Below are 21756 nucleotides of genomic sequence, written 5' to 3'. Positions count from 1 at the left end.
GGAAGCGGAAGCGGGTGCGCTGCGGGGTGCGAGGCGGCGTTCAGCCCGCCAGGGCCTGGCGCCAGCCGAGGCCCTCGCGGGTGCCGGCGAGCGGGCGGTACTCGCAGCCGATCCAGCCCGTGTAGCCGAGCCCGTCGATGAAGGGGAACAGCCAGGCGTAGTTGATCTCGCCGGTGCCGGGCTCGTGGCGGCCGGGGGTGTCGGCGATCTGCATGTGGGCGATGCGCGGCAGGTGGCGGGCGATGGTGTTGGCCAGTTCGCCCTCCATGCGCTGCATGTGATAGACGTCGTGCTGCAGGAAGAGGTTGTCCGACCCGACCTCGTCGATCAGCGCGATCGCCTGCGCGGTGCGGTTGAGGTAGAAGCCGGGGATGTCGAAGGTGTTGATCGGCTCGACGAGCAGGCGGATGCCGGCCTTCTCGAGCTCGCCCGCGGCGAAGCGCAGGTTGGCGACGAAGGTCTCGTGCAGCCGCTCGGCATCGACCCCGGCGGGCGCGATGCCGGCGAGGCAGTTGAGCTGGCGGCAGCCGAGGACGGTGGCGTACTCGATTGCCCGGCCGACGCCGTCCTGGAACTCGCCGACGCGCTCCGGATGGCAGGCGATGCCGCGCTCGCCGCCCTCCCAGTCGCCCGCCGGCAGATTGTGCAGCACCTGCACCAGGCCGTGGCGATCGAGGCGCTCGGCGATCTCGTCCTTGTCGAAGGCGTAGGGGAAGAGGAACTCGACCCCCTCGAAGCCGGCCGCCGCCGCCGCCTCGAAGCGGTCGAGGAAGGGTACCTCGTTGAAGAGCAGGGTCAGGTTGGCGTCGAACTTGGGCATGGCGTCATTCCCGCGAACCGGCCGCGCGCGCCGGGCGCCGCGGCCGGTGGTTCGGGCTTCAGGCGAGGAGGGCGGCGGCGTGATGCCGCAGGTGATCCTCGATGAAGCTGGCGATGAAGAAGTAGCTGTGGTCGTAGCCGGGCTGCATGCGCAGCGTCAGCGGATGGCCGGCGGCCTCACAGGCGGCGCGCAGTGCCTGCGGGCGCAGCTGCGACTCGAGGAAGCCGTCGGCTTCGCCCTGGTCGACCAGGATCGGCAGCCGCTCGCCAGCGCCGGCAATCAGCGCACAGGCGTCCCACTCGCGCCAGCGTTCGCGCTCTGCGCCGAGGTAGGCGGTGAAGGCCTTCTGCCCCCAGGGGCAGTCGATCGGGTTGGCGATCGGCGCGAACGCGGACAGCGAGCGGTAGCGGCCGGGATTCCGCAGTGCGCAAACCAGCGCACCGTGGCCGCCCATCGAGTGGCCGCTGATGCCGCGCCGGTCGTCGACCGGAAAGCTCGCCTCGACCAGCGCCGGCAGCTCCTCCACCACGTAGTCGTACATGCGGTAGTGGCGCTGCCACGGCTCCTCGCTGGCGTTCACGTAGAAGCCGGCGCCGAGACCGAGGTCCCAGGCGCCGTCCGGGTCGCCCGGCACGCCGGTGCCGCGCGGGCTGGTGTCGGGGGCGACGATTGCGATACCGAGCTCGGCCGCCACGCGCTGCGCACCGGCCTTCTGCATGAAGTTCTCGTCGGTGCAGGTCAGCCCGGACAACCAGTAGAGCACCGGCACCGGGCCGGATTCGGCCTGCGGCGGCAGGTAGATGGCGAACACCATGTCGCAGGACAGCGCCTGCGAACGGTGGCGGAAGCGCTTGTGCCAGCCGCCGAAGCTGCGGTTGGCGGCGATCTGCTCGAGGGAAGCGGTCATCGGCGCGGCCTCCCGGGGCTCAGAACAGGATCACCGAGCGGATGCTCTTGCCTTCGTGCATGAGGTCGAAGGCCCTGTTGATCTCGTCCAGTCCCATCGTGTGGGTGATGAAGGTGTCGAGCGGGATCTCGCCCTTTTGCGCCATCTCGACGTAGGACGGCAGCTCGGTGCGGCCGCGCACGCCGCCGAAGGCCGAGCCGCGCCACACGCGGCCGGTGACGAGCTGGAACGGCCGGGTCGAGATCTCCTCGCCCGAGCCGGCGACGCCGATGATGACCGACTCGCCCCAGCCCTTGTGGCAGCACTCGAGCGCGGAGCGCATGAGCTTGACGTTGCCGATGCATTCGAAGGAGTAGTCCACGCCGCCGTCGGTCAGATCGACGATGACCTCCTGGATCGGGCGGTCGTAGTCCTTGGGGTTGACGAAATCGGTGGCGCCGAGCTGCTTGGCGATCTCGAACTTCGCCGGGTTGATGTCGACCGCGACGATGCGCGAGGCCTTCGCCATCACCGCGCCGATGATCACCGACAGGCCGATGCCGCCTAGGCCGAACACCGCCACGGTGGCGCCCGGCTCGACCTTGGCGGTGTTGCGCACCGCGCCGATGCCGGTGGTGATGCCGCAGCCGAGCAGGCAGACCTTCTCGAGCGGCGCGTCCTTCTGGATCTTCGCCACGCTGATCTCGGGCAGCACGGTGTACTCGGAGAAGGTCGAGGTCCCCATGTAGTGGAAGATCGGCTTGCCGTCCTTGCTGAAGCGCCTGGTGCCGTCGGGCATCAGGCCCTGGCCCTGGGTGGCGCGGATGGCCTGGCACAGGTTGGTCTTGCCCGACAGGCAGAACTTGCACTTGCCGCATTCCGGGGTGTAGAGCGGGATGACGTGATCGCCGACCGCAACCGAGGTGACGCCTTCGCCCACCGCCTCGACGATGCCGCCGCCCTCGTGGCCGAGGATCGCCGGGAAGATGCCTTCGGGGTCGGCGCCCGAGAGGGTGTAAGCGTCGGTATGGCAGACGCCGGTGGCGACGATGCGGACCAGGACCTCGCCCGCCTTCGGCGGCGCGACATCGACCTCGGTGATTTCGAGCGGCTGCTTCGCCGCCCAGGCGACGGCGGCGCGGGACTTGATCATGGCGTTTCTCCTCATGCGGGGAAGGGGCGAAATGGAGGACATTCTATCGGGGCTTCCCGTTGTAGCAGTTGACGTTAACGTTAACTAAAAATATGTTTCGTGCCGCAGGCCCGAATACGGGTGCCGATAACGAACGTACAAGGAGCAGCGCAATGAATATCGAGAATGGCGTTTTCGTGGTCACCGGGGGCGGTTCCGGCCTGGGGGCGGCCACCGCCCGCATGCTGGTCGAGGCCGGAGGCAAGGTGGTGCTTGCCGACGTCAACGTCGAGGCGGGCGAGGCACTCGCCGCCGAGCTCGGTGCGGCCGCGGTGTTCGCGCGCACCGACGTCACCGACGGCGCCAGCGGGCAGGCCGCGATCGAGCTCGCGGTGTCGCGCTTCGGCGGCCTCAACGGCCTGGTGAGCTGTGCCGGCGTCGCGCCGGCGGAGAAGGTGGTCGGGCGCGAGGGGCCGCACCGGCTCGAGACCTTCGCGCGCACCGTCGGCATCAACCTGATCGGCACCTTCAACATGATGCGGCTCGCCGCCGACGTCATGAGCAAGGCCCAGCCGAATGCGGGCGGCGAGCGCGGCGTGATCGTCAACACCGCCTCGGTCGCCGCCTTCGACGGCCAGATCGGACAGGCGGGCTACGCCTCGTCCAAGGCCGGCGTGGTCGGCCTGACCCTGCCGGTGGCGCGCGAACTGGCGCGCTACGGCATCCGCGTCATGGCGGTCGCCCCCGGCATCATGGAAACCCCGATGCTCACCGGCATGCCGCAGGAAGTGCAGGATTCCCTCGGCCAGATGGTCCCCTTCCCCTCGCGCCTGGGCAAGCCGGCGGAGTTCGCCGCCCTGGTGCGCCACATCATCGAGAACCCCTATCTCAACGGCGAGGTGATCCGCTTCGACGGCGCGATCCGCATGGCGCCGAAGTAAGCCCGCTACCACCGCCGGCCGCGCCTGCGACAGCCTGTCGCACCATGTTGCAGTGCAATGGCCGGCCGCGGGGAAATGTGCTAAAAGAGCGCATCCTATTCGACCGCCCCGGGTGGCCTGGCCAGCCGGGGCGGCTGCGCATTTCCCGCCGCCAATGACCTCTGCCGAACTGCCTTCCACCGCCGCGGCCGCGACGGAAGAAACCGACTGCTATCATTGCGGGCTGCCGAACCCGAGCGACACCCGGCACTACGTGAACATCGACGGTCGCCAGCGCCGCATGTGCTGCGTGGGCTGCGAGGCGGTGGCGCAGTCCATCGTCGACAACGGCCTGGTCGATTACTACCGTCACCGCGACGCGATGCCGGAGACGCGACGCGAGGCGCTGCCCGTCGAGCTGCAGGAACTCGGCCTGTTCGACCATCCCGACTTCCAGAAGAGCTTCGTGCGCCCCGTCGGCGAGCACGAACGCGAAGCCTCCCTGATCCTCGAGGGCATCACCTGCGCCGCCTGCGTGTGGCTCAACGAGAACCACGTCGCCCGCCTGCCGGGGGTGTCGGCGATCGAGATCAACTACGCCAACCGCCGCGCACGGGTGCGCTGGGACGAGCAGCGCATCAAGCTCTCGGACATCCTCGCGGCGATCCAGGCGATCGGCTATCGCGCCTATCCCTACGACGCCGAGCGTTCCGAGCAGGTCGCCAACCGCGAGCGGCGTTCGATGCTGTGGCGGGTCTTCGTCGCCGGCTTCGGCATGATGCAGGTGATGATGTACGCCTTCCCGGTGTATGTCGCCGGCGAGGGCGACATGACCTGGGACATCGAGCAGCTGCTGCGCTGGGCGAGCCTGGTGCTGACTCTGCCGGTGGTGCTGTACTCGGCGGCGCCCTTCTTCCAGCGCGCCTGGCGCGACGTGCGCCTGCGCCGGCTCGGCATGGACGTGCCGGTCGCCATCGGCGTCGGCAGTGCCTTCCTCGCCAGCCTGTGGGCGACGCTCACCGATGGGCCGGAGGTGTACTTCGACTCGGTGACGATGTTCGTCTTCTTCCTGCTCGGTGGCCGCTACCTCGAAATGATCGCGCGCCAGAAGACGGTGCGCGGGGTCGAGGAGCTCGGCAAGGCGCTGCCGTCCTTCGCCGAGCGCATCGCGGGCTGGCCGGCGCGCCAGGACGGCGAGCGCGTGCCGAGCGCGCAGCTTCTGGCGGGCGACGTGCTGCGGGTGCGCCCGGGCGAGGTGATTCCGGCCGACGGCGTGGTGGTGGAGGGCAGCGGCGAGGTCAACGAGTCACTCCTCACCGGCGAGAGCCGGCCGGTGTCCAAGGCGGTCGGCGCCCAGCTCACCGGCGGCAGCATCAACGTCTCCAGTCCGCTGCTGTTCCAGGTCGAGCAGGTGGGCGAGGGCACGCGGCTGGCCGCGATCCGCCGCCTGATGGAGCGCGCTGCCACCGAGAAGCCGCGAGTCGCGGCGATGTCGGACCGGGTCGCGGTCTATTTCATCAGCACCCTGCTGGTGCTCGCCTCGGCCACCGGCGTGGCCTGGTACTTCATCGATCCGCAGCGTGCGCTGTGGGTGTTCGTGTCGGTGCTGGTGGTGGCCTGCCCGTGCGCGCTGTCGCTGGCGACACCCACCGCGCTCACCGTCGCCACCGACGCAATGGCGCGAATCGGCGTGCTGATCACCCGGGGCCATGCGATCGAGACCCTGGCGCACGCCAACCATTACGTTTTCGACAAGACCGGCACCCTGACCCACGGCCGGATGCAGCTCGAGGAAGTGCTGCCGTTCGGCGGGCACGGCGAGGCCGAGGCGCTGGCGCTGGCGGCGGCGCTCGAGCAGGGCTCCGAGCATGCGATGGCCGCCGGCCTGTGCGCCGCGGCGCAGGACATGGCGCTGCCGGCGGTGGGCGAACTCGCCGCCGAGACCGGCCAGGGCATGCGCGGCCGTGTCGGCGACCAGACCCTGTGGATCGGCCGGCCGGACTACGTCGCCGCGCGCAGCGGCCACGCGCTGCCGGCCGAACTGGACGCCTTCGCCGCCAAGGGCGGCAGCGTCATCGCCCTCGGCGGCGATCGCGGCTGGGTCGCGCTGTTCCGCCTCGCCGACGGCCTGCGCGAGGAGGCGGCGGCGCTCACGACGCATCTCGCCGGCGCAGGCGTGCAGCTGTCGGTGCTCTCGGGGGACACGCCGTCGGTGGTGGCGCAGGTCGCGGCGACGCTCGGCATCCCCGATGCGCACGGCGGGCTCACGCCGCAGGGCAAGCAGGAGGCGATCGCGCGCATGCAGGCCGAGGAGGGCGCGGTGGTGGCGATGGTGGGCGACGGCGTGAACGACGCCCCTGTGCTCGCCCAGGCCCACGTCTCGGTGGCGATGGGCGGCGGGACCGACCTCGCGCGCAACCAGGCCGACATCGTGCTGCTCAACGAGAACCTCGCCAGCCTCGGCGAGGGCATCGCGCTGTCGCGCAAGACGTTGCGCGTCATCCGCCAGAACCTGTGGTGGTCGTTCGGCTACAACTTCGTATCGGTGCCGCTGGCGATGGCCGGGCTGGTGACGCCCTGGATGGCCGGCATCGGCATGGCCGGCAGCTCGCTGCTGGTGGTGCTCAACGCGATGCGGCTGCAGCGGCGCCGCGGCCGGTCCTGAGGACGAGAGATGGAAATCCTTTTTCTGCTGATCCCGCTTTCGCTGGTGCTCGTCTTCATCATCGGCGCGATCTTCTGGTGGTCGCTGCGCAGCGGGCAGTACGACGATCTGGAGGGCCCGGCCTATCGACTGCTGATGGACGACCGCGACGAAATGCCCGAGCGACCGGTGGAAGACCTGAAGGCTGCGGCCTCGGGTGAGGCAGGGAAGGCGGGCGACAAAGTCAGCGAGCTTTGATGTGCATCAATGCCGATTTCCGGCGCGGCTTCATAATGCAGCCATGGTTTCTGCTCGCGGGCAAAGTCTCCGCCGGCGATGCAGGCAGCAGGTGTTTTGTCTCTCTGTTGGGGTTGGGGGTGCGTGTGCAACGCACCCTTTTTTTTCGTCCACGGATCCTTGCCGGAAACCCTTCTTGACCGCGGCAGCGCGGCTCAACTAGGGTTCTCATGAGTGCCACGCCATTGCCGCCTCATGGGAGGCGGCAATGGCGACACGCAAGAAGCGGCCGCGAACCAGCGGAGCGCCATAAAGGGACGAGGAGACAAGACGATGTGGAAAGCGCTGCACATCGACCCCGCCAAGTGCACAGGCTGCCTGCAATGCGAGATGGCCTGTTCCTATGAGCACACCGGGGTCATCAATCCGAGCAAGTCGCGCATCAAGGTGTTCAACTTCGAACACGAGGGCCGCAAGGTGCCCTACACCTGCACCCAATGCACCGAGGCCTGGTGCCTGAACGCCTGCCCGGTCGATGCGATCCGCATCGACCTTTCCACTGGCGCGAAGATGGTGTTCGAGGACACCTGCGTCGGCTGCAAGGTGTGCACCATCGCCTGCCCCTTCGGCACCATCAACTACAACCAGGACACCGGCAAGGTGCAGAAGTGCGACCTGTGCGAGGGCGACCCCGCCTGCGCCAGCGCCTGCCCGACCGGCGCCATCACGTATGTCGACGCCGACTGGACCGGCATCGACAGGATGCGTGCCTGGGCCGCGAAGGCCAACACCCCGGCTTCGGCCGCCGCCTGAGGAGGAAGAACCATGGGATGGAATCGCAAGATCCTGCGGGTGAACCTCTCGGCAGGCACCTGCTCGGAAGAGCCCCTCAACATGCAGTGGGCGGCCGAATACCTCGGCTCGCGCGGGCTGGCCACCAAGTATCTGGTCTCCGAGATCGACCCCCGGGTCGATCCGCTGTCGCCCGACAACAAGATGATCATGGCCACCGGCCCGCTCACCGGCACCATGGCCTCGACCGGCGGGCGCTACACGGTGGTCACCAAGGGCCCGCTCACCGGCGCGATCGCGTGCTCGAACTCGGGTGGTTTCTTCGGCGCCGAGATGAAGTTCGCCGGCTGGGACATGGTGATCTTCGAGGGCCGCTCGCCCACGCCGGTGTGGCTCCACATCGAGAACGACCGCGCCGAGTTGCGCGACGCCGCCGGCCTTTGGGGAAGCAGCTGCTGGGAGACCGAGGAGCGTATCAAGACCGAGCTGCAGGACCCGCTGGTGCGCATCTCCTCGATCGGCAAGGCGGGCGAGAACCAGGTGCTCTACGCCTGCATCGTCAATGACCTGCATCGCGCCGCCGGGCGTTCCGGGGTAGGGGCGGTGATGGGCTCGAAGAATCTGAAGGCGGTGGCGATCCGCGGCACGAAGGGCGTTTCGGGCATCAAGGACTTCGGAGCCTTCCTGAAGGCGACCACCGAGGCCAAGAAGGTGCTCGCCGACAACGCGGTCACCGGCCAGGGTCTGCCGAAATACGGTACCCAGGTGCTGATGAACGTGATCAACGAGATGGGGGCGCTGCCGACGCGCAACCATCGCGACGTCCAGTTCGAGGACGCGGGCAAGATTTCGGCCGAGGCGATGCACGAGCGGCGCGAGTCCGACGGCAAGCCCCATCTGGTGACGAACGCCGCCTGCTTCGGCTGCACGATCGCCTGCGGCCGCATCTCGGAGATCGACAAGGGCCACTTCACGGTCAGGAACAGCCCGCAGTACTGGGGTGCCTCGGGCGGGCTCGAGTACGAGGCGGCATGGGCGCTCGGCGCGGCCAACGGTGTCGGCGACCTCGAGGCGCTGCAGTACGCCAACCTGCTCTGCAACGAGCAGGGCATGGATCCGATCTCCTTCGGCGCCACCGTCGGTGCGGCGATGGAGCTCTACGAGCTGGGCATCCTCGACGACGGGGCGATCGGCATGCCTGCCCCCTTCGGCTCGGCCGAGGCGCTGGCGAAGCTGGTCGAGATGACCGCGGTGGGCGAGGGCTTCGGCAAGGAGCTGGGCCTGGGCAGCAAGCGCCTGTGCGAGAAATACGGCCGTCCCGAGCTGTCGATGAGCGTCAAGGGGCAGGAATTCCCCGCCTACGATTCGCGCGCCATCCAGGGCATGGGCCTGGCCTACGCGACCTCCAACCGCGGCGCCTGCCACCTGCGCGGCTACACGGTCGCCTCCGAGGTGCTCGGCATCCCCGTCAAGACCGATCCGCACGTCACCGAGGGCAAGCCGGAGCTGGTGAAGGCCTTCCAGGACGCCACCGCGATCTTCGATTCGGCCGGCATCTGCGTGTTCACCAGCTTCGCGTGGACCCTCGCCGACGTTCAGCCCCAGCTCGCCGCCGCCTGCGAAGGCGACTGGAGCATGGACAAGCTCAACGAGGTGGGCGAGCGCATCTGGAACATGGAGCGCATGTTCAACAACGCCGCCGGCTTCACCGCCACGGACGACACCCTGCCGCCGCGCCTGACCCAGGAGGCGGCGAAGACCGGCCCCGCAAAAGGCATGGTCAATCGTCTCGGCGAGATGCTGCCGCAGTACTACCAGGTTCGTGGCTGGACCCCGGAGGGGGCGCCGACCGCGGAAACCCTCACACGCCTGGGCCTGTGACATGAAGCACCTGATTCTGGGCAACGGTCCCGCCGGGGTCGTCGCCGCCGAAACCCTGCGCAAGGCCGCGCCCGGCGACGACATCCTGATGGTCGGCCACGAGGATGCGCCGCCTTACTCGCGCATGGCGATCCCCTACCTGCTCGAGGGCAACATCGACGAGTCGGGGACCTGGCTGCGCAAGGACGCGGGCCATTTCGAGCGCCTGCGCATCGGCCTGCGGCGCGGGCGGGCGGTGGCGCTCGACACTGCGAAGCGCACGGTGCTGTTCGACGACGGCCACTTCGAGGGTTACGACCGCCTGCTCATCGCCACCGGCTCGCACGCGGTGCGGCCGCCGATTCCCGGCGTCGATCTGCCCGAGGTGCAGACCTGCTGGACGCTCGCCGACGCGCGCGCGATCGCCGCGCTGGCGCAGCCGGGCGCGCGCGTGCTGCAGCTCGGTGCCGGCTTCATCGGCTGCATCATCATGGAGGCGCTCGCCAAGCGCGGGGTCGAGCTCACCGTGGTCGAGATGGGCGACCGCATGGTGCCGCGCATGATGACGCCCACGGCGGGCGGCATGATCAAGCGCTGGGTGGAAGAGAAGGGGGTGCGCGTGCTGACCTCGGCGGGCGTGCAGCGCATCGACCGCGGTGGCGACGGGGACGCTGACGGCGCGCCGCTGACGGTGACGCTGTCGACCGGGGACCGGCTGCACTGCGATCTCGTCATCGTCGCCGCCGGGGTCGCGCCCAACGTCGGCTTTCTCGATGAGACCCCGGTGCATGTCGCCAAGGGCGTGCTGGTCGACGACCGCATGCAAACCAGCGTGCCCGGCATCTTCGCGGCCGGCGATGTGGCCGAGGCGCCCGATCTCTTCACCGGTGCCCACCTCGTTGCCGCGATCCAGCCCAATGCCGCCGACCAGGCACGCATCGCGGCGATGAACATGGCCCGCGGCGCGGCGGCACGCGACACCCGGCTGAACGGTGTGCTCGCGATCAACGTGCTCGACACCCTCGGCCTGATCTCCTCCTCCTTCGGCCAGTGGTGGGGCGAAAAGCCCGAGGCCGGCGGCAGCGGCGTCGAACTGGTGGATGATGCGCGCTATCGCTATCTGAGCCTGCAGTTCAAGGACGACGTGCTGATCGGCGCGACCTCGATCGGTCTCACCGAGCATGTGGGCGCGCTGCGCGGCCTGATCCACGGACGGGTCAGGCTGGGCGAGTGGAAGGAGCGCCTGCTGCAGGCGCCGCTCGCCTTCGTGGACGCCTATGTCGCACGCAGCCAGCAGCCGATGGCCCTCGCGCGCGAGGCGGTGACGTTGGCATGAAGGTGGCGTTCAAGCTGTTCGCCTCCCTGTCCGAGCACCTGCCCGGCGGCCACCGCGGCAACCGTCTGGAGCTCGAGGTCGAGGAGGGGACGACGGTGGCGGACATGATCCGCCGCTTCAATGTGCCCGAGCGCAGCGCTCATCTGGTGCTGGTCAACGGCCTCTTCGTGCCACCGGCGGAGCGCCTGCAACGCCGCCTGCAGGAGGGCGACGAACTCGCCATCTGGCCGCCGATCGCCGGCGGCTGAGCGATGGCCTTCGCCTGCGGCCCGGTGCCGGAGTCCTTCGAGCGCCGGGTCACGGCAACCCCGCGCGAATTCGCGCGCGACCTGCGCCAGGCCTGGCCGGCGGTGCAGGCCGGCACCGAACTGCAGCGTTTCAACCTGCAGGATGGCCGCCAGGCGCTCGTGATCGAAATCGAAGCCGACGGCGTGCGCCGGGTCGGCGCGTTCACGCTGCCGCAACTGATCGTGCGCTACCGTTTCGCCCCCGGCGACGAGGTCGCGCGCCGTGCGCTGCTGACGCGGCTCGCTCGTGCGATGCAGAAAGGCGGCGGTTGATGTTCAGCACAATCGATTTCTGGAGTCCTGTCCATGAGTGACGCATACGTCGTCGGCCACATCACGGTCAAGAACGCGGCGATGTGGGCCGAATATCGGAGCAAGGTGCCGCAGACATTGGCGCCCTGGGGTGCGGAACTGGTGTTTCGGGGCCAGCAGGCGGCTGCGCTCGCGGGCGAAAGCCCTCACCCGGACATCGTCGTGATCCGCTTTCCGAGCGTAACGGCAGTGCACGACTGGTTCTCGTCGCCAGCCTATCAGTCGCTGATTCCGCTCCGGGAACAGGCCGCCGATGTGCTCCTGCTGGCCTACGAAAGCTAGCCGCGGGGCGCTTTTCGAGCTGGCCTCCAACGCGAATGCGCGTGGATCCGGCGCCGCGGTCTGACCCGCTCGCCGCATTTCGACCGGCGCGGGCTTTCGGGTATGCTCCCGTCCGATGTCCGCCTTCGCCGCCACCTTCACCGACGCAGTGTCGCTGCTCGTCACCTTCGACCACCGGGTGGCGGAGATCGTGGGCCTGTCGCTGCGCGTCAGCGGCGCTGCGGTGGTGCTCGGCGCCCTCATCGGCCTGCCGCTCGGCGCCTGTCTGGCGGTCGCCCGTTTCCCGGGCAAGAGCGTGCTGACCGTACTGGTGAACGGCCTCATGGGCCTGCCCTCGGTGGTGGTCGGCGTGGTCGTCTATCTGTTCCTGTCGCGCTCCGGTCCGCTCGGCGAGTTCGGCCTGCTGTACACGCCGCCGGCCATGGTGGTCGCCCAGACCCTGCTCGTGGTGCCGTTGATGGCGGCGATCGCGCGCCAGGTGGTCGACGACGCCTGGCAGCGCTATGAGGAAGAGCTGCGCATGCTGCGCTTCTCTTGGTGGCGGAGCGTCACCACGCTGCTGCACGATTGCCGCCATTCGTTGCTGGTCGCGCTGCTCGCCGGCCTCGGCCGGGCGATGAGCGAGGTCGGCGCGGTGATGATCGTGGGCGGAAACATCGATCGTGCCACCCGCGTCATGACGACCGCGATCGCGCTCGAGACCAGCAAGGGCGACCTCGCGCTGGCGATCGCGCTCGGCATCGTGCTGATCTTCCTCATCCTCGCCCTCAACGCACTCGCCTTCGGCCTGCGCCACTGGGCGATCCGTCGCTTCGGCTGAGCCATGCACATCGACGACGCCATCCTGCCGCTGCGCATCCGCGGCCTGTCCTACCGCCCCAATGGCCGGGCGGTGCTCGCTGGGCTCGAGCTCGAACTCGGCATCGAGGGCATCACCCTCGTGCTGGGCGCCAATGGCTCGGGCAAGACCATGCTGCTGCGCGCGATCTGCGGTCTGATCGAACCGAGTGCGGGTCGCATCGAGTGGGGGCCGGCGGGTGAGGGCGGGCGACCGCGGGCCGGCGTGATGATGCTGTTCCAGCATCCGATGATGCTGCGCAGCTCGGTGCTCGACAACGTGGCGCTCGGCCTGCGGCCGCTCGGCGTGCCGGCGCCCGAGCGGCGGCGACGGGCGATGGCGATGCTCGAGCGCATCGGCCTCGCCGATCGCGCCGGAGACAGCGCGCGCCAGCTCTCCGGCGGCGAGCAGCAGCGCCTCGCGCTCGCGCGCGCCTGGCTCACCGGGCCGCGCCTGCTGCTGCTCGACGAGCCGACGGCGAGCCTCGACCCCTCGGCGACCGCCGAGGTCGAGCGCATCGTGCGCGAGATCCGTACCGACGGCACCCGCATCGTCATGGTGACCCACAACCTCGGCCAGGCCACCCGCCTCGGCGATGATGTTATCTTCATGGCGGCCGGCCGGGTGTGCGAGCATACGCCGGTGCAACGCTTCTTTTCACGGCCGCAGTCCGAAGAGGCGCGGCTCTTCATCCAGGGGGAACTGCCATGGCACATGCGCTTCTGAATCGACTCCGAGTGTTCACCGCGGCGATGCTGGTCGCCGCCGCGCCAGCGGCCGGCGCTGCCGAATCCATCGTCCTCGCCTCCACCACCTCGACCGAGCAGTCGGGCCTGTTCGGCCACATCCTGCCGGTGTTCGAGAAGGCGACGGGGATCACGGTGAAGGTGGTCGCGCTCGGTACCGGCCAGGCGCTCGACGTCGGCCGCCGCGGCGACGCCGATGCGCTGCTGGTGCACGACCGGGTGGCGGAGGACGCGTTCGTCGCCGAGGGCTATGGGCGCTATCGTCGCGACGTCATGTACAACGACTTCGTGGTCATCGGCCCGGGCGCCGACCCGGCCGCGGTGAAGGGTGCGAGCGACACGCCCGACGCCTTCGGCCGCATCGCCGGCAAGGCGGCGACCTTCATCTCGCGCGCCGACAAGAGCGGCACCCACGCCGCCGAGCTGCGCTTCTGGAAGGCGGCCGGGGTCGAGCCGGTGGGCCAGGACTGGTACAAGGAGGCGGGCGCCGGCATGGGGCCGACCCTCAACATGGCGGCCGGCGTCGATGCCTACACCCTGTCCGACCGCGGCACCTGGGCGAACTTCAAGAACCGCCAGAGCCTGGCGATCGTGTACGAGGGCGACCCCAAGCTGTTCAATCCCTACGGCGTGATCCTGGTCAATCCCGACAAGCATCCGCATGTGAAGAAGGCGGCGGCGGAGCAGTTCATCGACTGGATCACCTCGGACGCGGGCCGTGAGGCGATCGCCTCCTACAAGCTGGGTGGCGAGCAGCTGTTCTACCCGACGCCGCGCTGAGGCGGACGAGCGGCGGGCTCAGCCCGCCAGCTCGCGGTGGCGGAAGCAGCCGAGCGTGTGATCGTTGACCATCCCGCTCGCCTGCATGAAGGCGTAGCAGATCGTCGGGCCGACGAACTTGAACCCGCGCGCCTTCAGCGCCTTGCTCATCGCCTGCGACTCGGGCGTCAGGGCGGGCACCTCGGCGGGGTGGCGGAAGCGGTTGTGGCGCGGCGACCCGCCGACGAATCCCCACAGGAAATCCACCGGCGAGATCCCCGCCGCGCGCAGGTCGAGCCAGGCGCGCGCGTTGGCGCTCGCCGCCTCGATCTTGGCCCGGTTGCGGATGATGCCCGGCTCGGCGAGCAGGGCTGCATGGCGTCCGGCGTCCCACATCGCGATCCGCTCCGGCTCGAAGCCGTCGAAGAGTTCGCGATAGCGGGCGCGCTTGCGCAGCACGGTGATCCACGACAATCCGGCCTGCGCGCCCTCGAGCAGGAGCAACTCGAACAGCGCGCGCTCGTCGCGCTGCGGCACGCCCCATTCCTCGTCGTGGTAGGCGATGTAGAGCGGGTCCTCGCCCGCCCAGGCGCAGCGCACGCAGGCCGCGCTATCCTTCGTTCCGGCTGCGTCGCTCATCGTCAGCTCTCCTCCCGCCCGGCCCTTTCGGCGCTTTTCAGTCGGCCGCCAGCCAGTGCCCCGACTTGCCGCCTTTCTTCACGAGCAGGCGGATGCCCTCGATGCGCATGCCGCGATCGACCGCCTTGCACATGCAGTTTACCCAGCGCTAACCCCTTGAAAAGAAATGGGACGAAGGTTCGGACTATGTGTTCTGTCCAACTTCACTTGGACACAGCTTGGACATCACTACTTGTCCAAGCACCGTTGGTGCGACATCGCACTATGCATAATCCTACCGAGAACGCGGGGCGTGTGCAGCCATCACTAATACCCTATCGATAGGCTCAGGCTAAGACGGGGTAGCTTTTTCTCCGGCATATTTAATGGTCGTGCAGACACCCCTCTTCGAGATGCGGGCGGGTTTTTGAAACTTTTCGATCTAGTCTCTTCCGGCAGGCTTCCTTCAGCTAGGATGTGTCAGGTGACTATGACACTTGGGGGTTGGCTATGCGTGATGTAGGTTTTCTGTATGTACTAGCGAACAGCGCAATGCAAGGGATGGTCAAGGTAGGGAAAACTACCCGTAGCCCTGCAGAGCGTGCGGCAGAGCTTTCAGCCGCAACAGGGCTGCCGACCCCGTTCATCGTTGTCTACGAACAGTTGTTCGAAGACTGCACGGAAGCGGAGACATTTGTTCACACCCTTCTTGCAAGCAAAGGCTTTAGCAGGGTGTTGAAAATTCTCGCTTCACCTTCGGTTCCCAGCCGCCTGGAAAAAAATCGACGCAGAAAAGAGCCGACCCGAGCCGCCCTGATGACGATTCCAGCCGTTTTCCCAGCCGATTGTGCAACCGCAATCGAGCAGCGCTCCCGTCGCTGCAAAGACAACGTATTCAACCGTCAAATGCCGCAACGCAAGTGGCGCGATAGCGCCATCGGGTTACGGCGCCAGCAAATTACCCAGCCGCGTCAGGTTGTAGGCGGCGAAATTGAGCAGCGCATGCGCGCGAATCGTGTCCAGCCCGCGCGCCATCAGGCGGCGCAGCGTGCCGATGTCCTTGGCCCAGCCAAACGCCTCTTCGATCATCTTGCGACGACGCAGGCTCACCGCATAGCCTTCGGTAGCCTTGACCGCCACGGGCACGGCGCTGCCCTTGGTCTTGGCGGCAACGTGCGCCAGCACGCCCAGCGGCGTGAGCGCAGCGATGAACTCGGCCGTGTCGTAACCCCGGTCGGCCGCCAACGTCGGCTGATGCGTCGCGTCGGCCGGCTTCACGGTGCGCTTGACCATCACCAGCGCGGCCTCGCGCTCGGCAGTGCCGGTAGCCTGGGTGGTGTGCACATCGACGATCAGCCCGTTGCGGTTCTCCGCCAGCGCATGGGTTGTGAAGCTCAGGTAGGCGCCTGCGCCGCCCTTGCTGGCGAGCAAGGCGTCCGGGTCGGTGCGCGAGACGTGCGTCGCGTTCGAACGTTTCTGCCCCCGGAAGTCCACCTCGGGGTTGCGTCCCTGATCCGGCCCCGGGGGCTCGTCCGAACCGTCGCGTGCGGCCAGGCTCTTGTGCGAAGCCCACGCCCGCAGCAGCGAGCCGTCGACGCTGAAGTGCTCGTCCGAGACCAGATCGGCCCACTCGGCAATCGCCACCACGCCACCGAAGAACTCGCGCATCACGCTTTCCTTGAGCAAGCGCTCGCGATTGGCCGAGAACGTCGAGTGATCCCACACCGCCTCGTCCAGCGTCAGGCCCACGAACCAGCGATACATCATGTTGAAGTCGATATGCTCGACCAGTACGCGCTCCGAGCGAATCGAAAACAGGCATTGCAGCAACGACGCGCGCAGCAGCCGCTCCGGGGCAATCGAGGGACGGCCGCCTTCGGCATAGAGCGAATCGAAAGTGGGCGACATCGCACGCAGAACCAGATCGGCCAGCACCTTCACCCGCCGCAATGGATGATCCTGAGGAATTCGCTCCTCGATATTCACGTAGCTGAACAAGGCGTTCTGTTTATGATCGGTGCCGCGCATCGGAATTGTCAGACCGTTAATGCAACAAGCATTATAGCAGATCTAAAACCCTTGCACTTACTGGGAAACGTATTAAATCAACACCCTGTTAGGGTTGCCGATAACCGCGAGTTTTTCAGCGCCCCTGCCAACGAGGTGATTCGTGCCATTGCACTGGCTCCAGGGGCCATTGATGGGGACTGGAATGGCGCAGAGGAAGAAGCGGAAGATGACGACCTGCTCTCGGACTCGCCAGTTGGGGATGAGTTGGACGCGTTGAGTCTTCCAGCAAGAGAACCTTGGACAGCCATTTTTGAAGAAGCGACGTGCCACCACTACGGCCTTGGTGACTTCATCCAGGATTGCCGTCAGGCGATCGAACTGTACAAGCAGGCCGCAAGGCTTGGGTGCTTGGAAGCATACGCAAGGTTGGGGGGATTGTATGCCTTCGGGGATGAAGGGGTTCCTGAAAATAAGGAAAAAGCGCTTGAATATTACAAAGAAGGTGCGCGAAAGGGCTCATTATATTGCTATTGGGAAATGGGTAGGCTTTTTATGCACTCCGGTCAATCTGGCCACGAAAATGGAATTAAGTGCATGAGGCTATTTATAAAGAGCTTTAAGGAGCGCGACACCACGAGCAGAGGTTATGTTGACAATAATCAACTTAATTCTGTTGCACTTTCGGCAGGCTCTTATTATCTTCACTCAAAATTCGACAACTGGTACGAAATTCCAAATGACATATTGGATTTCTTTGATTCTTTAGCGTCAAGGATTGCTAAGGAATGCACTGATTTCGCTATTAGTGGCGAGGGTAGCGGGGGTTCAATATACCCTCAGTACAGGAAAGTGGCCGAATATTATAAGTCCAAGGTTACCAGCTAGTACCGATCCACACTCTCAAGGCCTGTTGCCTGTGGTGTCACGCTCCAAATAGGTCGCCAACACTCTTCAGCCACTCACGCAAAGCCCGTGCTCCCGCCCCCGACATCGACCCGTAACCCTCAGGCCCCAGGTTCGACCACGCCTGAGGGTTGATGTCGGGGTATCGCTCTGCAAGCTCTCGACGCCTCACAGCCATAGCGGCTTGAGCCTTCCATTCTCGGCGAGCCTCCAGGCTTCGATACGAGACCTTACGGAGCGGCGTCGATGGCGTTTCCATTTCGCCGGTCCTCGCTCATGCGGTGAAGCGCCCCCAGCACCTGCACAAGCGTCGAGCTTGCCCGGATCGCCACGCCGGCAAGTTGTCGGGCGTCGTCCTTGTGGCGGGCCACCGCGGCTTGGTAGCTGAACCCTGTGACCACGGCTTCCAGGATGGCGACCTGATCGGCGAGGGCTTCGCGGATGGCGTCCCCGCCCCCGTCCAGAAGCTCACGATTCCGCGCGGCAAGGGCGTCGAAGGCATCACGGGAAGCGATCAGAGGGTCACCGCCGCCCAGGACGGCAAGCGCTCGGGCTTTGGCTTGCCGGTGATCGAGGACGGCGCCACGGTCGACGCTGGCGCCCCCGTTGCGGCGCCCCTGCAAGGTGTGAAGGTTGTTCATGGTTCTGGCTCCCAGGCTTCAATCTGCCCGTGATATTCGAGCCATTCCGGGCTGTCGGGCGTCAGGGTCTGCAGGTGGTCGGCCTCCGCGGTCAGGATCAGCCGCTCGAGCATCTCCCGCTGCGGGAGGCGGCAGAGCTTGCAGAGTCGGGCGAGGGCGGCGCCAGCGTCGGCGGCGATGTAGAGGTTCAGCCTGTGATCCTGCCCCCGTCGCTCCCGGTAGGCCTTCTGTCGTTCTGCCGCTGTCTTCGCCACTGCCCCCCCCCGCCCCCTTCAAGTTCCGTTACTGCGTCACATTGTAACGCAGTAACAGCGGCGGCGGCACCCTGTGATCCCTGTGTGATCCCTCCGTGATCCCGGGATCACGCCCAGCGGGAACGCTGAAACCCAGTAACGGCGCGGGTTTCAAGGGCACGGGACCTGCAAGTGTGATCCTGTGATCCCGGAATGTACGCGTCGCCGCCGTAGAACGCATATGTCTGCAAGTGGGCCTATATCCCTATATGCAGTTTCTTATACGCAAGCATAACCAAGTAGGATCACAGGATCACAGAAAGCCCTGAAACCCAGTAACGGCGCGGCTTCTAGCCTGTGATCCTAAGCGTGATCCTGCGTGATCCCTCGATTCAGGATCACGCGAGGGATCACACTTGCAGGGGTCAGACCTTCGCCACGGACCACGGGACGCCGGTTCTCGTGCGAGGTAAGCCGACGAACCGCAGACCCTCGACCACTCGGCCCGCGCGGGAGCCGACCCAGTTCCCGAGCTTCTGGGCGCTGATCTCGCCACGCTCGCCCGCGACCTCGATCAGCAGTGCCCGCAGCTCGCCTAAGGGCGAGGACGCCGCCGCCGCCGCCGTCGCCTGCAGCACGTCGCGCAAGGTCAACGGCTCGTCCCCGAAGCACTCCCACCACACTTGCAGCACATGCCCGAGCAAGTCGCGGTCATCGTCGCCCTCGACGTTGCGCACCAGCGCTCGACCAGGATCGGGAAGGCCTGCAGCGACGAGGGCGCCCCGGACAACCCGCGACCACTCGCCGAAGCTGGCGACGGGCTGCAGCCCCGACACCCCCGGACCCTGCAAATACCCTTGCAGGACCCGCAGTGCACACATTACCCAGCGACCCCGATTAGCGCGAACCTCGGCAACAGGATCACCCGAGAACTCGCGCAGCAAGGGGTTTTCGCATTTGGCATCAAGTTCAATCGTGACCACTCTACGCGACAAGTCCTTTACGGGCTTGATGTTGTTCCCGGTCGCAATGAAAAGGCAGCGAGTCGAAACGCTTGCACTTGCCGACTGACCTAATATCCGATCACTGTAAATAGGTGCGGTCAGAATTGCCGCAAGTGTCGGCGACTGCCAATGGTGCATCAGGTTGTCAAATACACAGGACGGCTTAGCCTCCATAAGCGCAGCAAGCAAAGACTTGTCCTGTTCCTCGCCTCGCTGCGCCCACCGTCGCATCGTCTCATCTTCGCCCGCGAACAAGGCGACCAATCCAGCAAGGAAAGATTTCCCGGTCCCCAAGTCATGTGCCGCAATCAAGTAGGCGGGCGCAGTCGATAGCATCGGGCGCGCAACCGCAGTGATGATCGCCGACAGTGCCGCCGACTCGTCCAACTCAGTTGCGAACGGGAACTCACGTATCAGCCCCCGCAACTCTGCCAACGCCTCAGCCGCGGTCCCCGCATATTCGGGAAATGCATCAGGGTCAAAGCAGGCTTCCATGCCGGCATGATTCCCCGCGCTGGCAATGATGTTTCCATCGGCATCGATCGTCGGCTGGTGCAGCAACCCGACAAGCTCGGGAACCCCAGGCCACGCGCCAGCAGCCAAACAACCTTGCAGGACCATCGTATCAGGCGAGCCAAACGAATCGCCATAATTCCAGCGGGCAGTCTGCGACACAAGGTAGCCCAAGCGCGGCAATGCGACAGCGGTAACCGACGCCCCGCCGACACCATGAACCATCTCGACCAACTCGCCACCACGGACGCGCAGCGCGGGAACCGATGGCAACACAGCCATGCAGCTATCAACGCTGGCGCTGTAGTCGTTCCGGCGAACATCGATAACGGCTCGCTTATCATGGTCCTCGGGCTGATAAAGGTCCGTTCTCAGCACCTTCACAGCGACGCCCGCCGTTTTCGCAGCACGCTTAATCAGCGCCTCGGCTTCCGTCTTCGATAGAGAAGGATCAACAACAGCTTTGCGGGCTACGGCAACGATTTCGCCCACGTCTCCATCAGCCGCATCGAGCAGTTCCACGTAATCGGGCGAGCCCTCGTCCTTGTCAGCCTCCAGCCCTTGAAGGTCCGGGCACCTTGAACCCTTCGGCAATACCGAGCGAAGCCCGCCGACCGAAAATTCATAGGCAACGTTACCCCCTGTGTAATCGAACATCCGCCGCAACTCGTTCTCCCGCTTGCGAGGGGTGTTATATCGGTGTCCGTCGCTATCGTGATTAGCAATCAAGCCCTTGCACTCAGCGATAAGCCTGTCCTCGTCCCAGCCCAGGGCATGAGCAAGCAAGCACACTTGAAGGGCCAATTCATTGAACCCGGCCGGGGATTGAACCTGACCACTCATCACGGCGTGCAGGGACGGCGGACAATTGCCGCTAAAGCGCTGGCGTAGTTCCGTCTCAGCCGCCGACCATTTACGAACTCGGCTCACCTTCGACGCCACCTTATCGCGCGCCTCTACGAACAAAGCAGCAAGCCCAGGACACAGCACAGGTGCAGCCAGCGCGGGGAAGGGGCGAGGCTCGCTGCACAGTTGTGCATAGGTTTCAGGGGTCATCGACCTGATTTCACTGGCGATCACCGGCACCTTATATGCGCCGTTCTCCCGCTTTACGTTCGGCACCCTCCAAAGCCTGCCGCGCCTGCCGCTATAGACTCGAAGGTCCCAGCAATCGACATATTCTGCATAAGCCATTTGCCGATAGATGCGCGGTAACCCTTCGACGGGCCCAGGCTTCGACATGAAGCAGGCTTCCGGCACTTCTGCATGAAAGCCCTTGCCCCCCGTTGCGAACAGGCGCACGGCGTTGAGGTCCAGTCCAAGCGCTTCCAGCTTATCGAGCACCTCGCGCATTGCTTCGATGGCCTCTTCAATGTCGCCTGCATCAACATCGATGTGGAAGGGACCTTGATAAGCGTCCTCGCCCGTCCTGCTAAGGATCGTGCGGAACGCAGTCGGGGACGTGCCCTCAAGCATTTCCCGCAACTCAGCAGGGGTAACGTCCTGCCATGCGTCCATTCCCGATCCAGTCGAGTAGATCCCGGCATCACATAGGCCGATGTCGTTATCGAAGTGTGTGGTCATTTCACACCCCGCATCACGTACTTGGCCTGATTGTGGAATTGCCCGTTCGCATCGGGCGCACGAAGCCGAACCGTGTCGATCTGGTGTCCAGCACGCCGCAGTTCAAGCACACGGGAAGCCGGGGACATGATCCCGTACCGCTCTCGGGCTTCGGTCGTTGAGATTTGTCCGTACAGGGTGAGGTGCTGCAAAATGCAGGCGCGTTGCCGTGCGCCGTCCTGCGGCGCATCTTGTATGATGTGACTGTCCATTTCGCCAAACTCCTATGGTTATCGGGTTTGGCGAGTGGGGCCACCGTCCAGGGTGAGCCCCACAAACAACAACGCCAAACCCCTTTTTTTGAAGGTGGTTTGGCGGGTGGGAAAGCAACCGTCCCTGTACGGTGAATCAGAGCAAGGT

The 21756-nt window shown here is 66.0% G+C and carries 22 protein-coding genes and 2 pseudogenes; 14 read left to right on the top strand and 10 right to left on the bottom strand.

Going from position 1 to position 21756, the window contains the following annotated elements:
- Positions 1-40: 40 nt before the first annotated feature.
- The 3 genes from hyi to BB334_RS00885 are packed head-to-tail and all read right to left on the bottom strand — an operon-like array spanning position 41 to position 2859.
- Positions 41-820: a hydroxypyruvate isomerase gene (gene hyi, locus BB334_RS00895; RefSeq protein WP_068803408.1), complete on the bottom strand. Its 780-nt coding sequence runs from the start codon at positions 818-820 to the stop codon at positions 41-43.
- Positions 821-878: 58 nt separating this feature from the next.
- Positions 879-1727, bottom strand: coding sequence for an S-formylglutathione hydrolase (fghA, locus tag BB334_RS00890; protein ID WP_068803407.1), 849 nt, complete (start codon positions 1725-1727; stop codon positions 879-881).
- 19 nt (positions 1728-1746) lie between these two features.
- On the bottom strand, positions 1747-2859 hold the full coding sequence (locus BB334_RS00885; RefSeq protein ID WP_068803405.1) for an S-(hydroxymethyl)glutathione dehydrogenase/class III alcohol dehydrogenase: 1113 nt from the start codon (positions 2857-2859) through the stop codon (positions 1747-1749).
- Between the two features lie 152 nt (positions 2860-3011).
- Between BB334_RS00885 and BB334_RS00880 the strand changes: the two genes are divergently transcribed.
- The 12 genes from BB334_RS00880 to BB334_RS00825 all read left to right on the top strand — a co-directional run bounded on the left by BB334_RS00880 (position 3012) and on the right by BB334_RS00825 (position 13872).
- Entirely contained in the window at positions 3012-3779 is a 768-nt protein-coding gene (locus tag BB334_RS00880; protein WP_068803404.1) for a 3-hydroxyacyl-CoA dehydrogenase, read from the top strand.
- 154 nt (positions 3780-3933) lie between these two features.
- Complete coding sequence (locus tag BB334_RS00875; protein ID WP_068803403.1) at positions 3934-6423, top strand: heavy metal translocating P-type ATPase; 2490 nt, start codon at positions 3934-3936, stop codon at positions 6421-6423.
- A gap of 9 nt (positions 6424-6432) precedes the next feature.
- The gene (gene ccoS / locus BB334_RS00870; protein ID WP_068803402.1) at positions 6433-6660 is read left to right on the top strand and encodes a cbb3-type cytochrome oxidase assembly protein CcoS; all 228 of its coding nucleotides are present in this window, start codon (positions 6433-6435) and stop codon (positions 6658-6660) included.
- 312 nt (positions 6661-6972) lie between these two features.
- Positions 6973-7452, top strand: a complete 480-nt coding sequence (locus tag BB334_RS00865) for a 4Fe-4S dicluster domain-containing protein (RefSeq protein WP_068803401.1) — start codon at positions 6973-6975, stop codon at positions 7450-7452.
- A 12-nt stretch (positions 7453-7464) separates the two neighbouring features.
- A complete protein-coding gene (locus tag BB334_RS00860; protein WP_068803400.1) occupies positions 7465-9312 on the top strand; it encodes an aldehyde ferredoxin oxidoreductase family protein in 1848 nt (615 codons plus the stop codon).
- A gap of 1 nt (position 9313) precedes the next feature.
- The gene (locus BB334_RS00855; RefSeq protein ID WP_068803398.1) at positions 9314-10627 is read left to right on the top strand and encodes an NAD(P)/FAD-dependent oxidoreductase; all 1314 of its coding nucleotides are present in this window, start codon (positions 9314-9316) and stop codon (positions 10625-10627) included.
- Positions 10624-10875 carry a sulfur carrier protein ThiS gene (gene thiS, locus BB334_RS00850; protein ID WP_068803396.1) on the top strand — a complete coding sequence of 84 codons (252 nt, stop codon included), beginning with the start codon at positions 10624-10626 and terminating at the stop codon, positions 10873-10875. Before BB334_RS00855 ends, thiS begins: the two co-directional genes overlap by 4 nt.
- A gap of 3 nt (positions 10876-10878) precedes the next feature.
- Entirely contained in the window at positions 10879-11187 is a 309-nt protein-coding gene (locus BB334_RS00845; RefSeq protein WP_068803394.1) for a hypothetical protein, read from the top strand.
- A gap of 33 nt (positions 11188-11220) precedes the next feature.
- A complete protein-coding gene (locus BB334_RS00840) occupies positions 11221-11508 on the top strand; it encodes a DUF1330 domain-containing protein (RefSeq protein ID WP_068803392.1) in 288 nt (95 codons plus the stop codon).
- Between the two features lie 115 nt (positions 11509-11623).
- Positions 11624-12328, top strand: coding sequence for an ABC transporter permease (locus BB334_RS00835; RefSeq protein WP_068803390.1), 705 nt, complete (start codon positions 11624-11626; stop codon positions 12326-12328).
- Between the two features lie 3 nt (positions 12329-12331).
- The gene (locus BB334_RS00830; protein WP_068803388.1) at positions 12332-13072 is read left to right on the top strand and encodes an ABC transporter ATP-binding protein; all 741 of its coding nucleotides are present in this window, start codon (positions 12332-12334) and stop codon (positions 13070-13072) included.
- On the top strand, positions 13054-13872 hold the full coding sequence (locus tag BB334_RS00825; protein WP_068803386.1) for a substrate-binding domain-containing protein: 819 nt from the start codon (positions 13054-13056) through the stop codon (positions 13870-13872). The genes BB334_RS00830 and BB334_RS00825 overlap by 19 nt, the downstream gene beginning before the upstream one ends.
- 18 nt (positions 13873-13890) lie before the next feature.
- Here the strand turns inward: BB334_RS00825 and BB334_RS00820 are convergent, their stop codons facing one another.
- Positions 13891-14490, bottom strand: a complete 600-nt coding sequence (locus tag BB334_RS00820; protein ID WP_068803384.1) for a DNA-3-methyladenine glycosylase I — start codon at positions 14488-14490, stop codon at positions 13891-13893.
- Between the two features lie 37 nt (positions 14491-14527).
- Positions 14528-14623: pseudogene (moaC, locus tag BB334_RS17340) on the bottom strand (cyclic pyranopterin monophosphate synthase MoaC); the annotation flags it as partial.
- 356 nt (positions 14624-14979) lie between these two features.
- Here moaC and BB334_RS18860 point away from each other — a divergent pair.
- Positions 14980-15183, top strand: a pseudogene (locus BB334_RS18860) (GIY-YIG nuclease family protein); the annotation flags it as partial.
- 228 nt (positions 15184-15411) lie between these two features.
- Here the strand turns inward: BB334_RS18860 and BB334_RS00815 are convergent.
- The gene (locus BB334_RS00815) at positions 15412-16497 is read right to left on the bottom strand and encodes an IS5 family transposase (protein ID WP_068803382.1); all 1086 of its coding nucleotides are present in this window, start codon (positions 16495-16497) and stop codon (positions 15412-15414) included.
- On the opposite strand from BB334_RS00815, the gene BB334_RS17335 reads away from it, so the two are divergent.
- Positions 16480-17364, top strand: a complete 885-nt coding sequence (locus BB334_RS17335; RefSeq protein ID WP_198531153.1) for a tetratricopeptide repeat protein — start codon at positions 16480-16482, stop codon at positions 17362-17364. The two genes, BB334_RS00815 and BB334_RS17335, sit on opposite strands and share 18 nt — an antisense overlap.
- A gap of 248 nt (positions 17365-17612) precedes the next feature.
- Here BB334_RS17335 and BB334_RS00810 read toward each other — a convergent pair whose 3' ends face one another.
- The 4 genes from BB334_RS00810 to BB334_RS00795 form a co-directional block, all read right to left on the bottom strand.
- Complete coding sequence (locus BB334_RS00810; protein ID WP_068803380.1) at positions 17613-18023, bottom strand: hypothetical protein; 411 nt, start codon at positions 18021-18023, stop codon at positions 17613-17615.
- Positions 18020-18277 (bottom strand): hypothetical protein, encoded by a 258-nt coding sequence (locus tag BB334_RS00805; RefSeq protein ID WP_068803378.1) that lies wholly within the window; start codon positions 18275-18277, stop codon positions 18020-18022. Before BB334_RS00805 ends, BB334_RS00810 begins: the two co-directional genes overlap by 4 nt.
- Positions 18278-18681: 404 nt before the next feature.
- Complete coding sequence (locus BB334_RS00800) at positions 18682-21357, bottom strand: bifunctional DNA primase/polymerase (protein ID WP_158014330.1); 2676 nt, start codon at positions 21355-21357, stop codon at positions 18682-18684.
- Positions 21354-21608: a helix-turn-helix domain-containing protein gene (locus BB334_RS00795; RefSeq protein WP_068803373.1), complete on the bottom strand. Its 255-nt coding sequence runs from the start codon at positions 21606-21608 to the stop codon at positions 21354-21356. Before BB334_RS00795 ends, BB334_RS00800 begins: the two co-directional genes overlap by 4 nt.
- Positions 21609-21756: the final 148 nt, after the last annotated feature.

It is taken from the genome of Thauera phenolivorans (genome assembly GCF_001696715.1).
Lineage (GTDB): Bacteria > Pseudomonadota > Gammaproteobacteria > Burkholderiales > Rhodocyclaceae > Thauera > Thauera phenolivorans.
This window is presented reverse-complemented; position numbering and strand designations above follow the sequence as displayed.